The sequence below is a fragment of the Endozoicomonas sp. OPT23 genome (assembly GCF_009653635.1).
Taxonomy (GTDB): domain Bacteria; phylum Pseudomonadota; class Gammaproteobacteria; order Pseudomonadales; family Endozoicomonadaceae; genus Endozoicomonas_A.
In genome coordinates this window covers 76,167-89,144 of sequence record NZ_PPFD01000005.1, presented here as the reverse complement: position 1 = coordinate 89,144, position 12,978 = coordinate 76,167, and the positions used below count along the sequence as shown (strand labels likewise).

Annotated in this window: 10 protein-coding genes; 8 read left to right on the top strand and 2 right to left on the bottom strand. The window is 49.0% G+C overall.

The genetic code is table 11. The annotated features are described in order from the left end of the window. The first annotated feature begins 141 nt into the window (after window positions 1-141). Window positions 142-1,350, top strand: coding sequence for an Obg family GTPase CgtA (gene cgtA, locus EOPP23_RS12060; RefSeq protein ID WP_153766245.1), 1,209 nt, complete (start codon window positions 142-144; stop codon window positions 1,348-1,350). Window positions 1,351-1,479: 129 nt separating this feature from the next. Continuing rightward, a complete protein-coding gene (proB, locus tag EOPP23_RS12055) occupies window positions 1,480-2,610 on the top strand; it encodes a glutamate 5-kinase (RefSeq protein WP_153766244.1) in 1,131 nt (376 codons plus the stop codon). A gap of 62 nt (window positions 2,611-2,672) precedes the next feature. Here the strand turns inward: proB and rpsT are convergent, their stop codons facing one another. Further along, window positions 2,673-2,939: a 30S ribosomal protein S20 gene (gene rpsT, locus EOPP23_RS12050; protein ID WP_153766243.1), complete on the bottom strand. Its 267-nt coding sequence runs from the start codon at window positions 2,937-2,939 to the stop codon at window positions 2,673-2,675. A 284-nt stretch (window positions 2,940-3,223) separates the two neighbouring features. On the opposite strand from rpsT, the gene murJ reads away from it, so the two are divergent. After that, window positions 3,224-4,804 carry a murein biosynthesis integral membrane protein MurJ gene (murJ, locus tag EOPP23_RS12045; protein WP_153766242.1) on the top strand — a complete coding sequence of 527 codons (1,581 nt, stop codon included), beginning with the start codon at window positions 3,224-3,226 and terminating at the stop codon, window positions 4,802-4,804. Window positions 4,805-4,846: 42 nt separating this feature from the next. Here the strand turns inward: murJ and EOPP23_RS12040 are convergent, their stop codons facing one another. Beyond that, window positions 4,847-6,400 (bottom strand): hypothetical protein, encoded by a 1,554-nt coding sequence (locus tag EOPP23_RS12040; RefSeq protein WP_153766241.1) that lies wholly within the window; start codon window positions 6,398-6,400, stop codon window positions 4,847-4,849. A gap of 182 nt (window positions 6,401-6,582) precedes the next feature. Between EOPP23_RS12040 and ribF the strand changes: the two genes are divergently transcribed. From ribF to ispH, 5 genes are all read left to right on the top strand, one after another. Further along, window positions 6,583-7,506: a bifunctional riboflavin kinase/FAD synthetase gene (gene ribF, locus EOPP23_RS12035; RefSeq protein WP_153766240.1), complete on the top strand. Its 924-nt coding sequence runs from the start codon at window positions 6,583-6,585 to the stop codon at window positions 7,504-7,506. Between the two features lie 253 nt (window positions 7,507-7,759). Beyond that, the gene (gene ileS / locus EOPP23_RS12030) at window positions 7,760-10,585 is read left to right on the top strand and encodes an isoleucine--tRNA ligase (protein WP_153766239.1); all 2,826 of its coding nucleotides are present in this window, start codon (window positions 7,760-7,762) and stop codon (window positions 10,583-10,585) included. 334 nt (window positions 10,586-10,919) lie between these two features. Further along, window positions 10,920-11,414, top strand: a complete 495-nt coding sequence (lspA, locus tag EOPP23_RS12025; RefSeq protein ID WP_153766238.1) for a signal peptidase II — start codon at window positions 10,920-10,922, stop codon at window positions 11,412-11,414. Between the two features lie 78 nt (window positions 11,415-11,492). Continuing rightward, window positions 11,493-11,984 carry a peptidylprolyl isomerase gene (locus EOPP23_RS12020; RefSeq protein WP_153766237.1) on the top strand — a complete coding sequence of 164 codons (492 nt, stop codon included), beginning with the start codon at window positions 11,493-11,495 and terminating at the stop codon, window positions 11,982-11,984. After that, complete coding sequence (gene ispH / locus EOPP23_RS12015; RefSeq protein ID WP_153766236.1) at window positions 11,981-12,925, top strand: 4-hydroxy-3-methylbut-2-enyl diphosphate reductase; 945 nt, start codon at window positions 11,981-11,983, stop codon at window positions 12,923-12,925. Before EOPP23_RS12020 ends, ispH begins: the two co-directional genes overlap by 4 nt. The last annotated feature ends 53 nt before the right edge of the window (window positions 12,926-12,978 follow it).

Here is a 12,978-nt window from a genome sequence, read left to right as displayed (position 1 = left end):
TTGTCGAAAAAGATAAGCCGGTTGTGTTCTCGTGGTGTCTGGAACTCAGTATTCTGCCAATACTCACAATATGAGTACTGACTTGCAGGCATTATCGGGCTATACCGGTGTTGCGGTAGACGATACTGCAGGAGGTTTTGAATGAAGTTTGTGGATGAAGCCACTATTCAGATTTATGCGGGCAAAGGCGGTAATGGCTGCTTGAGTTTTCGTCGTGAAAAGTACATTGCCAAAGGTGGTCCTAACGGTGGTGATGGTGGTGATGGCGGCAGTATCTATATTGTTGCTGAGAACGATCTGAACACGCTGGTTGATTATCGCTACACCCGCAGTTACAGGGCGGACAGTGGTGAATCCGGTCGTGGTCGTGACTGTTCCGGTGCCAAGGGTGTTGATCTGGAACTGCCCGTACCCGTTGGTACAACGATTATTGATGATGAGACCGAAGAGGTCATTGGCGATCTGACCCACGTTGGTCAGAAATTGCTGGTTGCACAAGGTGGCTGGCACGGGTTGGGTAACACCCGTTTCAAATCCAGTGTTAACCGTGCGCCACGCCAGACTACAAAGGGTAGCCCTGGTGAAGAGCGTTCACTGCGTCTTGAGCTGAAAGTTATCGCTGACGTTGGTTTGCTGGGTATGCCGAATGCCGGTAAGTCGACCTTTATTCGTTCGGTTTCCCACGCCAAGCCAAAGGTTGCGGACTATCCGTTTACCACTCTGGTGCCTAACCTGGGTGTGGTCAGTGTTGAAAAACACCGCAGCTTTGTTATTGCTGATATTCCGGGTCTGATTGAAGGTGCTGCAGAAGGTGCCGGTCTGGGTATTCGCTTCTTGAAACATTTGTCCCGTTGTCGTGTACTGCTGCATCTGGTGGATGTTGCGCCGTACGATGAAAGCGACCCTGTTCATGTTGCTCAGGCTATTATCGAAGAGCTGCAACGGTTCAGTCCGGCTCTGGCTGAGCGTGAGCGCTGGCTGGTGCTGAACAAGCTGGATTTGCTGCCAGCCGATCAGCAGAAAGAAGTCTGTGATCGAGTTGTTTCCGGGCTTGACTGGAAAGGGCCGGTTTACACTGTTTCTGCCATTGCCAGTCAGGGTACCGAAAAGCTGGCTCAGGATCTGATGACCTATATCGAAGAGCGTAACTTCCAGGAGAAGGAAGACGACAACGTTGCGGCTCAGGAAGCGGAAACCCGCGAGAAGCTGGAAGAAGAAGCTCGTAGTCGTATGCGTGAGTTGGCTGAAGAGCGCAGGCAGTATCGTCTGGCTCGAAAGGCTGCGAAGCTGGCGGAAGACGATGAAGATGACGACGATGATAGTGATGTTGAGGTATTCTACGCACCTTAACTATTGTTAATGTTCGTTATAAGAGCCTGTTAATTTACCCGCCTATGGCGGGTAAATTGTATCTGGATAGTTGAATAGCGGCTTCAGATTGAGCATGAAAAGGGCTTATAGCTGTTGAGGGAGTGAGGAATGAGTGAGCGAAGCAGGTTGAAAAAAGCCCGTCGCTGGGTAATCAAGATTGGCAGTGCCCTGCTGACCAATGAAGGTCGTGGTCTGGATGTTAACAGCATAAATGGCTGGGTTACCCAGATCTGTCAGTTGCGCAAACAGGGTGTTGAAGTCGTTCTGGTTTCCTCTGGTGCGGTAGCGGCTGGTATGGAAAAACTGAACCTGAAAGATCGACCGACCGCTTTGAATGAGCTTCAGGCTGCAGCAGCTGTAGGTCAGGCTCGTCTGGTCCAGACCTGGGAAAGCAGTTTTCAATACCATGGTGTTCAGCCCGCGCAAGTATTGCTTACTCATGCTGATCACAGTAATCGTCAGCGTTACCTGAATGCTCGCAGCACTTTGAATACTTTGCTCGATATGGGCGTAGTGCCAGTTGTTAATGAAAACGATACCGTTGTCACCGATGAAATTCGTTTTGGTGATAATGATACCCTGGGCGCACTTGTTACCAACCTGGTCGAAGCCGATATGCTGGTAATTTTGACTGATCAGGATGGCCTTTATACCGCTGACCCACGCAAAGACAGCCTGGCAAAGTTGATTTCTGAAGTCCGGGCTCAGGATCCTTCGCTGGATGCAATGGCCGGTGGTGGCAGTGGTCGTCTTGGTCGTGGAGGTATGCAGACCAAGCTTCGTGCAGCTCGTCAGGCGGCAGCTTCCGGTGCGGCAACCGTGATTGTTGGTGGTCGTATTGATCAGGTGATTGAGCGCCTTTATAAAGAAGAGGACCTGGGGACTTTATTATTGCCTGATCATGAGCGTATGGCGGCTCGCAAGCAGTGGCTTCAGGGGCATATGCAGACAGCTGGTGAGCTGGTTCTGGATGCTGGTGCTGTGAAAGTGCTCTGTACTCAAGGTAAGAGTTTGCTGCCTGTTGGTGTCAAAGCGGTTAAAGGCAGCTTTCAGCGTGGCGAAATGGTGACCTGTGTTGATGAGCAGGGTAATGAAATCGCTCGAGGTTTGATTAACTACAGTTCGGAAGAGGCTTCGAAAATCTCGGGACAGGCCAGTAAGATGATTCCTGAATTGCTTGGCTACGAAGGTGAGCCGGAATTCCTGCATCGAGACAATATGGTGCTGATCTGTTGTTGAGAACGTTTCTCCAGACGTAAAAAAAACCGGCCTAAGCCGGTTTTTTTGCATCATCGTTCAGATTAAGCAGTCAGAGCTTTGATCTGAGCGTTCAGGCGGCTCTTATGACGAGCAGCCTTGTTCTTGTGGATGATGCCTTTGTCAGCCATACGGTCAATAACCGGTACAGCAGCAGTGTACTCAGTCTTAGCCAGTTCAGCGTCTTTAGCTTCGATAGCACGTACTACTTTCTTCAGAGAAGTACGAACCATGGAGCGCAGGGAAGCATTGTGAGTACGACGTACTTCAGCTTGACGAGCGCGTTTCTTCGCAGATGGAGAGTTAGCCATGTTAAGGGCTCCTGAAATCTTGTTAACCGGTTTACTGTTTAGTCAGAGAAGCTTCGGGCCGCTCTGCTTTGAGCATGGTGTTTGCCGCGTCACCGAGAGAGCTCCCGGGCAAGAGCTAAAAAGGTGCCATACCCATACAGTCAAGTCGCGGAATCATGCCTATTTGCACTCGGGTTGTCAATAACGGAGCTTGACGCTGAACTGCGTGAAACCCCATGATGCTGTATATGTGGGAAGTTCCTGAGGTATTATTGGCCGTTTTTTCAAGAGTCTGAGTCTTCTGAATGTCTGAGCCCAGTAAATCGTCAGCACAGGATGCTGTCGAAGCAAATAAGTCACCCAGCCTGCTGAGATCGAGCCTGTTGGTTGGTGTGATGACTATGATGTCCAGAGTGCTTGGGTTGGCCAGGGACGTTGTGATTGCCGGTTATTTTGGCTCTACCGCATCGGCAGATGCGTTCTTTGTAGCGTTCAAGATTCCCAACTTTCTTCGCCGCCTGTTTGCTGAAGGCGCTTTCTCTCAGGCTTTTGTTCCTGTTTTGTCGGAATATCGTACCAAAAGAAGCTTTGAGGAAGTGCAGGAGCTGGTTCGGCGGGTCAGCGGAACTCTGGCGGGAACCCTGACCATTGTCACCATGCTCTGTATGCTGGCTTCGCCATTATTGATCAGGCTGTTCGCTCCCGGCTTCATTGACCAGCCTGAAAAGCTGGAATTAGCCGGTGAGATGCTGCGGATTACTTTTCCTTATTTGTTGCTGATTTCGCTGACGGCACTGGCTGGATCAATCCTTAACAGTTACAACCGTTTTGCGGTGCCTGCTTTTACACCAGTACTGCTCAACTTGAGTTTGATTGGCTCAACATTGTTCCTGACACCTTATTTTGAAAGCGGTGTTATGGCACTCGCCTGGGGTGTGGTGATTGCTGGTATTTCACAGTTGTTGTTGCAGATTCCGTTCCTGTTGCAGATTCGTCTGCTGCCTGCACCTAAATGGGGTAAAGACCATGAAGGTGTAAAGCGAATCATGAAACTGATGATTCCAGCCCTGTTTGGTGTTTCGGTCAGTCAGATCAATTTGCTGCTGGATACTGTGCTGGCATCATTTCTTGTGACAGGCAGTGTCTCCTGGCTTTATTACTCAGATCGGTTGGCCGAGTTGCCGCTGGGTGTGTTTGGTATTGCTATAGCTACCGTGATTCTTCCCAGTCTTTCCCGTAAACATTCTGAAGAGAGCAGTGGTCAGTTTTCAAAAACACTGGACTGGGCACTGCGCCTGGTTCTGTTGATCGGCCTGCCTGCGGCGGTTGCGTTGTTTATTCTGGCAGAACCTCTGATAGCGACGCTGTTCGATTACGGTGAAATGCAGAACCATGACGTATTGATGGCGGCCATGAGTTTGAAAGCCTATTCGCTGGGGCTGGTTGCCTTTATGTTGATCAAGGTTCTGGCACCGGGCTACTTCGCTCGACAGGATACAAAAACCCCAGTGAAAATTGCCATCAAGGCCATGGCGGCCAATATGGTGTTTAACCTGATGCTGGTGTTCTGGTTACAGCATGCAGGTTTGGCTTTGGCGACAACACTGTCAGCGTTTCTTAATGCCGGAATGTTGTTCTGGGGGCTAAAGCGAACCGGCATTTTCAAGGCAACCGATGGTTGGCTGAAATACGCTGCCAGACTGCTGTTTGCTAATACGGTTCTGGCGACTTGTCTGTTTTATATGGCTGCAGATACCGAGTGGTGGCTGGAAGCAGGGCTCTGGCAGAGAGTGTTTGAAATGGGGCAGCTGGTTGTTGCAGGGGTGATCGCTTACGCAGCCTCGCTACTGATAACGGGTGTTCGCATTCGGCAGTTCAGGCATTGAGTATTAATGCAGTTTTGAAATAAAAATATCTAATGCTCTGGTTTATCCACCGCCAATAGGTGAGCTGAATAGACCTGGGTTGAATGTTTTTCTCGCCGATGCTTCATTGTGTTGAAGTTTGTGGAGTATCGGCCAGTCTGACGGGCTAAATTTCAGTAGTTCTTCGTTTTCCGCACTATTCATCCCCTCTTCAGCAATCATGTAACGTTTATCGTCGAAAGGTGTTCTCATCTCATCTTCTGCTTGAACTGGCAGACTTAGGATTAACTGCTCAATAGTTTCATGAATGGCTTCGTAGTGTTGCAGATAGGTGGCGGCAATCACCTTGCACTGGTGAATATCCTCAATGGCCTGGTTTCGCAGGCGAAAACGATGCATTGGATGCGTAACCGGGTCGGCCGGATTATGGCCTGAATAGGATCTCATGAGGTCATTAGTGGAGACCTTTCTTTCTTTCACTTCGTCTTCTAGCTGAGAGGCTAGCTGTAGAAAGTGATCGACCTGCTGTTGAAAGGCTGCCTGTGCTTTCTTATCTGCCTTGCCACCTTTCTCTGTGTAATCATTAAATTTATCGCGGACTTGTCTGATGGCCCTACTGGTGTATTGAATGGAGTATTTAAGTTCCTCCAAATTCTGATAAACGGGATCGGTTGTGCTTCTATTGGACAATGCTGACAGAGGAGCGGTCTCATCAGTTTGATCCAGATTGTCAGGTGTTAAAGGCAAGATATCAGTGACATAGTTAATATCAGCAGGCTCAGATTTAGGCATACTTTTCTGGGATTGCTGAGCAATCTGATGAGGTGGTAGTTCTGAAGGTTTGTCAGTCGCTGGCCGTTGCCGGGTTGATGATCTGGCGGGTGAATTTGTCATTATCCCTAACAGGCTTTCCAGAGTAACCAGAGGTCCGGAAATCAGATCTATATCATTTTCTGGCTGTTCTCCAGAGAGCTTATAATCATCCGGTAATAAACTATTCAGTTGTTCCAGCTCCTGGTTTACTTCATCAGTCAGTGCCTGAAGACGTTGGCCTTGGCTTATCAGAACTGCCAGCTCTGTGCTAAGGCGCTTCTGGGCAAAGGCTGCTTTTCTGTTATTTCTGCATGTGTCCAATTCAAGAGTGGTAACGGATGCTTCCTCTTTGGCTTGATTGAACGCTGTGGTCAGTTCCTCCATCTCACTGCTCAGGCTCATCAAGTGCCCTGACCCCTGCTGATAGGCTTGTCTAAGGTGGGGGTTATCTCGATAGGCGCCGGATAGCTGTTCTAACTGAGACTTAAGTGATTCTGTCGGAGAAGGTAACGAAGTTATATTATCCAGAGCGCTGGAAAGTGATGCGATCATTCGAGTAAATGTTGGGTTCTTTGCTACTTCTGGCTTATAGACGCCTATGAGTCGAAACAGGGAAGCAAAAGGCCTGATTAAATAGTTGAGCAGTTTTGAGCGGGTATAGTCATGGGCAGGAGGTAGAAACTTCTTTGGCATGCTAAGCCTAATGGTCCGTCCTAATGCTCTGGCTGAAGTATTGGCAGGCGTAGTTTGAGGCAAAGGCCGGTAACTGGCTGTGTCTGGCCGGGATACAGAGCGCGAGTCCATTGCTTTGCCTTTATAATTAGCTGATACAGCAGAATTTCGGCATATTCATTGAGTGTTTGAATCGTGAGGGCGGACAACTGACAGGCGATAACGAGACTCTTGGGTTGTGCGTACTGTATCCAGCCTGTCTCCTGCGATATAATCCCTGCCTTTGCCAGTCTGAACAGAGAATAAGCCGCCCAATGCAGTTGATCCGCGGAATGCATAATATCAAACCGGAGCATCGAGCCTGTGTTGCGACCATAGGGAATTTTGACGGTGTTCATCTGGGCCACAAAACGATACTCGAGGCATTACGTAAGCGAGCAGACCAACAAGGTGTTCGTTTATGTGTGATTACTTTTGAACCTCAGCCCAGAGAATTCTTTCAGGGGAGCAGGGCACCAGCCCGGGTCACCAATCTGAGAGAAAAGCTGGTGTTGCTGGAAGAAGCGGGTGTTGATCAGGTTCTTTGCCTGCCTTTTACCGAACGCTTGCAGAGTCTGACACCTGACGACTTCGTAATGAAGGTGTTGGTGGATGGTCTGGACATACGCTTCCTGATTGTTGGTGATGATTTCCGCTACGGTTTGAATCGCGCGGGTAACTACGCCCACCTTAAAGCGATGGGTGAGCAACGTGGTTTTGAGGTCTGTGATACACGAACCGTTATTATGGATGCCGGCCGAATCAGCAGCACCCGTGTTCGGGAGTGTCTGGCTCAGGACGACCTTGATGGCGCAGAAGCCTTGCTGGGGCGTCCTTTTACCATGATGGGTAAGGTGATTTCCGGTCAAAAGCTAGGGCGGAAGCTAGGTTTCCCTACAGCAAATATTCGAGTGAACCGAAAGGCTCTGCCTGTGAAAGGCGTTTTTGCGGTTCGGGCACGAATCAATGGTGCTACTTATAATGGTGTAGCCAACCTTGGAACCCGGCCTACAGTGGAGGCTGAAAACCCTCTGCTGGAAGTGCATCTGCTGGATCACAAAAGTGATCTTTATGGGCAGGTACTGCGGGTAGAATTTATTGAGAAGATTCGCAGCGAAAAGAAGTTTAACTCGCTGGATGAGCTCAAGGCTGCAATCGCTGCAGACATTAAAGTGGCACGAACAACTCTGACGACCTGATGTTATTGGTTTGAATACTTTTTTAAACGATAACTTCAGGTTTACTGGACAAACTGTTTTAGAAAAATACAGCTAAGTGCGTGAACACACTTAATCGGGATAAATTGATTATTTTCCCGCCTGCGGCGGGAAAATAATTGTTGGACTCGAAGGTTCAAGTGCTAGCCGCTGTGTTTTTGCATGAACATATTGGGATGTTTTTCGCGTGGTATCCAGGTCGATACTGCTGAAAAAGTGATGATGAGATCCAACTATGACCGATTATAAGCATACATTGAATTTGCCGGAAACCGACTTTCCCATGCGCGGTAATCTGGCCAAGCGCGAGCCGGATATGCTCAAGCGCTGGTATGACATGGATCTCTATGAAGAGATTCGTAAAGCCAGTGAAGGTCGTGACAAGTTTATTCTGCACGACGGCCCTCCGTACGCGAACGGCGACATTCATATCGGTCACGCCGTTAACAAGATCATCAAGGACATCATCATCAAGTCTAAAACCCTGAGTGGTTTTGACGCGCCTTATGTGCCGGGTTGGGACTGCCACGGTCTGCCAATCGAACACAAGGTTGAAGGCATGCTGGGCAAGGCGGGCGATAAGGTTGATTTTAAAACTTTCCGTAAGAAATGCCGTGGATACGCTGGCAAGCAGGTAGCCGGTCAGAAAGAAGACTTTAAACGTATGGGTATTCTCGGCACCTGGGATAAGCCATACCTGACCATGGACTTCCAGACTGAAGCCGACATTATCCGTGCCCTGGGCAAGATTGCCGACAATGGTCATCTGGTAAAAGGTTACAAACCGGTTTACTGGAGTGTGGTGGGTGGTTCTGCATTGGCTGAAGCCGAAGTGGAGTATCAGGAAAAGACCTCAACCCAGATCGACGTTCGTTACGCTGCTCTTGATGAAGCGGATTTGTTGTCTGCCTTTAACTTTGAAGGTAATGAGCAGGGTGAAGGTGAGGTATCTGTTGTTATCTGGACAACCACACCATGGACGCTGCCATCGTCTCAGGCCGTTACTTTGGGCGCAGAACTGGGTTATGCACTGGTTCAGTGTGAAGTAAATGGTGCACCAGCCCGTTTGATTCTGGGTGATGCTCTGCTGGAAAGTGCCATGGAGCGTTTCGGTATTGCCGATTACGCCATCATTGCCCGCACTCTGGGCGCGCAGCTGGAAGGCAAGAAAGTTGCTCATCCATTCTACCAGCGTGAACTGCCTCTGATCATTGGTGACCACGTAACCACTGATGCAGGTACCGGTTGTGTTCATACCGCACCTGACCATGGTGTAGACGACTTCAATGTTGGCAAGAAATACGGCATTGGCACACTGAACTATCTGGACGACGCTGGCATCTACCGCAGCAATGTTGAGCTGTTCGCTGGTGAGCACGTTTACAAGGTTGACCCGAAGGTTGTTGAAGTTCTGGAAACCAACGGTCGTGTGCTGGCGAAAGCCAAGATGGTTCACAGTTACCCACACTGCTGGCGTACCAAAACTCCTCTGATTTTCCGTGCTACCCCACAGTGGTTTATCAGCATGGAAAAAGAAGGTCTGCTCGATACCGCCATGAAGTCTCTGGAAGACGTTCAGTTCACACCGGACTGGGGTCGCAAACGTATGGAATCCATGCTGAGTCAGAGCCCTGACTGGTGTGTATCCCGTCAGCGTACCTGGGGCGTGCCCATTGCTCTGTTTATCCACAAGGAAACAGAAGAGCTGCACCCGAATACGGCTGAGCTGATCGAGAAGGTTGCTCTGAAGGTTGAGCAGGAAGGTATGGACGCCTGGTTTGATCTGGCACCTGCCGATGTACTGCCTGCTGAAGATGCAGATCAATATGTGAAAGTGACAGACACTCTGGATGTATGGTTTGATTCCGGTGTGACTCACTACTCGGTACTGGATCGTCGTGATGAACTGCAATCTCCGGCTGATATTTATGTTGAAGGTTCTGATCAGCATCGTGGCTGGTTCCAGTCTTCCCTGAAGACCGGTATTGCGACCAAAGGCATTCCTCCCTATAAGCAGCTGCTGACCCACGGTTTCACTGTAGACGCCAACGGCCGTAAGATGTCCAAATCTCTGGGCAACGTTATTGCGCCGCAGAAGGTCTTCAAATCTCTGGGTGCTGATATTCTGCGTCTTTGGGTGTCTGCCACAGACTACACCGCAGAAATGACGGTTTCTGATGAAATCCTGAAGCGTACTGCAGACAGTTATCGTCGTATTCGTAATACGGCTCGTTTCCTGCTCTCTAACCTGACCGGCTTTAACCCTGAAACCGATATGGTTGAGTGGGACGATATGATGTCTCTGGATCGCTGGGCCGTGGATCGTGCTCTGTGTCTGCAGAATGAAGTGATTGAGGCGTACGACAGTTACAACTTCCTGAACGTGTACCAGAAAGTTCATAACTTCTGTTCACTGGATCTGGGTGGTTTCTATCTCGATATCATCAAGGACCGTCAGTACACCACTCAGGCGGACAGTCTGGCTCGTCGTAGCTGTCAAACGGCTATGTACCACATTATTGAAGCCTTTGTTCGCTGGATGGCGCCAATTACCAGCTTTACCGCTGATGAGATCTGGCAGGCTATTCCGGGCAACCGTGGCAAGCATGTTCTACTGGACAGCTGGTACACCGGCCTGAACAGTCTGGAAGGTGATGAGCTGGGTCGTGACTACTGGCAGCAAGTGATGGCTGTTAAGACAGCAGTCAATAAGGCACTGGAAGATGCCCGTAAAGACGGTTCCATCGGTGGTGGTCTGGAAGCAGAAGTCACTCTGTTCGTAGACAGTAAACTTGAAAACGTCCTGAGTAAACTGGGTAATGAGTTGCGTTTTGTACTGATTACTTCCAGAGCTGATCTAAAATCTCTGGCTGATGCGGCTGACACTGTTGATACAGAGGTTGAAGGCCTGAAGGTTGCAGTTGCCAAATCTGATCATGAAAAATGTGATCGCTGCTGGCACCGTCGCGAAGATGTTGGCTCCGTTGAAGCTCACCCTGAGCTGTGCGGTCGCTGCGTCGACAATGTTGAAGGTGAAGGTGAGAGGCGCTTGTTTGCTTGATCCTTAGTAACGTTGAAAAATACCCGGCCTAGTCCGGGTATTTTTTTGCCCATAGAAAATGATTTCTTTGTTCATTATTGTTTGTCTGTGCAAGATTGCGGAATGTACGATTAATATTTTTGAATCAACTGAAGTAAAATAATGCCAGACTTGCTTATTTGTCGGAGAATTACTTAGGGAATTGTCGCGACTGGAGTAAATAAGCAGGAAAAATTATAAAAAATAACCATATTTCCTTTTCATTCGCTTCGGTTTCTCACCATATCTTAGGTGTAGAAGTCAGCATACTATTGCCGGAATTGAATGGAATTTAAGCAAGCAGGGCTGGATTTTTATGAAAAATAACTCATTGGGAATGCTGAACTGGCTCTGGTTAAGCACACTTGTTCTGATTCTGGATCAGCTGTCCAAGCACGCTGTTGTTAAGTCGTTTTACCTCTATGAACAGCTATCAGTTGTCCCTTCCTTCTTTTCCCTGACTCTGGCCTATAATTCCGGAGCCGCTTTCAGCTTCCTGAGTGACCAGGGTGGCTGGCAGCGCTGGTTCTTCGTGGGCATAGCCTCTGTTGTAAGCTTGATGCTGGTCAGCTGGCTGCACCGTATGAAAGCGGAAGAAAACTGGCAGGCCTGTGCCATGGCCCTTATTCTGGGTGGTGCGCTCGGTAATTTGTATGATCGTATTGTAAACGGCTATGTGGTTGATTTTCTGCTGGTGTATTATAAGGACTGGTATTTTCCATCCTTCAATCTGGCGGATGTGGGTATCACCATAGGGGCCGGTATGCTGATCATTGATATGTTCCGCCCCCAGCCAAAGATTGAAGAATAAAGCTGTCCTGCAAGTACTCCTGTATTCATTTCTTGAAGGCTTCAGGGCAGCACAAGCATTCAGGAAGTGAATACAATAATGTCTGGCGCTGAGTCGAATTTAATCATTGAACCTGGTCATCAGGTTACTCTCCATTTTGCTCTGAAACTGACTGATGGCCAGACGGTCGACAGTAACTTTAACGCTGAACCTGCAACTCTGGTAGTGGGTGATGGCAATCTTCCTCAGGGTTTCGAACAAGCTATTATTGGTCTGTCTTCCGGTGATCAGGGTGCTTATCGCATCCCGCCTGTAAAAGCCTTTGGCATGCCTAACCTCGAGAATGTCCGGGAATTTCCTCGCTCCAATTTTGCTGACGATATGAAGCTGGAGGAAGGTCTGGTGGTTTCGTTTGCCGATGCAGCGAACACTGAACTACCGGGTGTGGTTAAGAGCTTTAGTGATGAGCGTGTTGAAATAGATTTTAATCACCCTCTGGCAGGTCGAGAGCTGATCTTTGAAGTTAATATTCTCTCAGTTGAAGCTAAAGCGGATGTTGCAGAGACTGTCAAAATGAGTACTGAGGCATGAAAATCAGACTGGCAAATCCCCGGGGATTCTGTGCGGGTGTTGACCGGGCCATTGATATCGTAAACCGGGCTCTGGATGTCTTCGGACCTCCTATCTATGTTCGCCATGAAGTGGTTCATAACAAGTTTGTGGTTGAAAATCTCAAGTCCCGTGGTGCTGTATTTGTTGAGGAACTGCACCAGGTACCCGACGATGTGATTGTTATCTTCAGTGCCCATGGCGTTTCCCGCGCTGTTGAAGAAGAAGCGGATCGTCGCGGTTTGAAAGTGTTCGATGCGTCCTGCCCACTGGTCAAGAAAGTCCATATGGAAGTAGTACGTTACTCCCGTGATGGTATGGAGTGCATCCTGATTGGCCATGATGGTCATCCGGAAGTCGTCGGAACCATGGGGCAATACGATGAGAAGGCCGGCGGCAGAATGTATCTGGTGGAAACACCGGAAGATGTTGCCAATCTGGAAGTGGAAGATCCTTCTCATCTGGCTTATGTGACCCAGACAACACTGTCTATGGATGATACGGCCGTGGTCATCAATGGTCTGAGAGAAAAATTCCCTGAGATTAATGGCCCAAGAAAAGACGATATCTGCTATGCCACTCAGAACCGTCAGGATGCTGTGAAAGCATTGGCTTCCGAGTGTGACACGGTATTTGTTGTAGGTTCAGTAAACAGCTCTAATTCTAACCGTTTAAGGGAGCTGGCTGAGCGTACAGGCGCTGATGCTTATCTGGTGGATGGTGCTGATCATATCGATCCGGATTGGCTGAAAGGTAAAAAATCTCTGGGCGTTACGGCCGGAGCTTCTGCACCAGAGGTTCTGGTGAAAGGCGTCATTGATCGTCTGGTTGAACTGGGAGCGGAAGTACCGGAAGAGCTGGCGGGGATTGAAGAGAATATTACTTTTACTATGCCGAAAGAGCTTCGGATTGTTGAAGCCTGACCCTGGTCGATAATGACCGAGTTGCTGACTCGGTCATTATTTACAGTAAAATA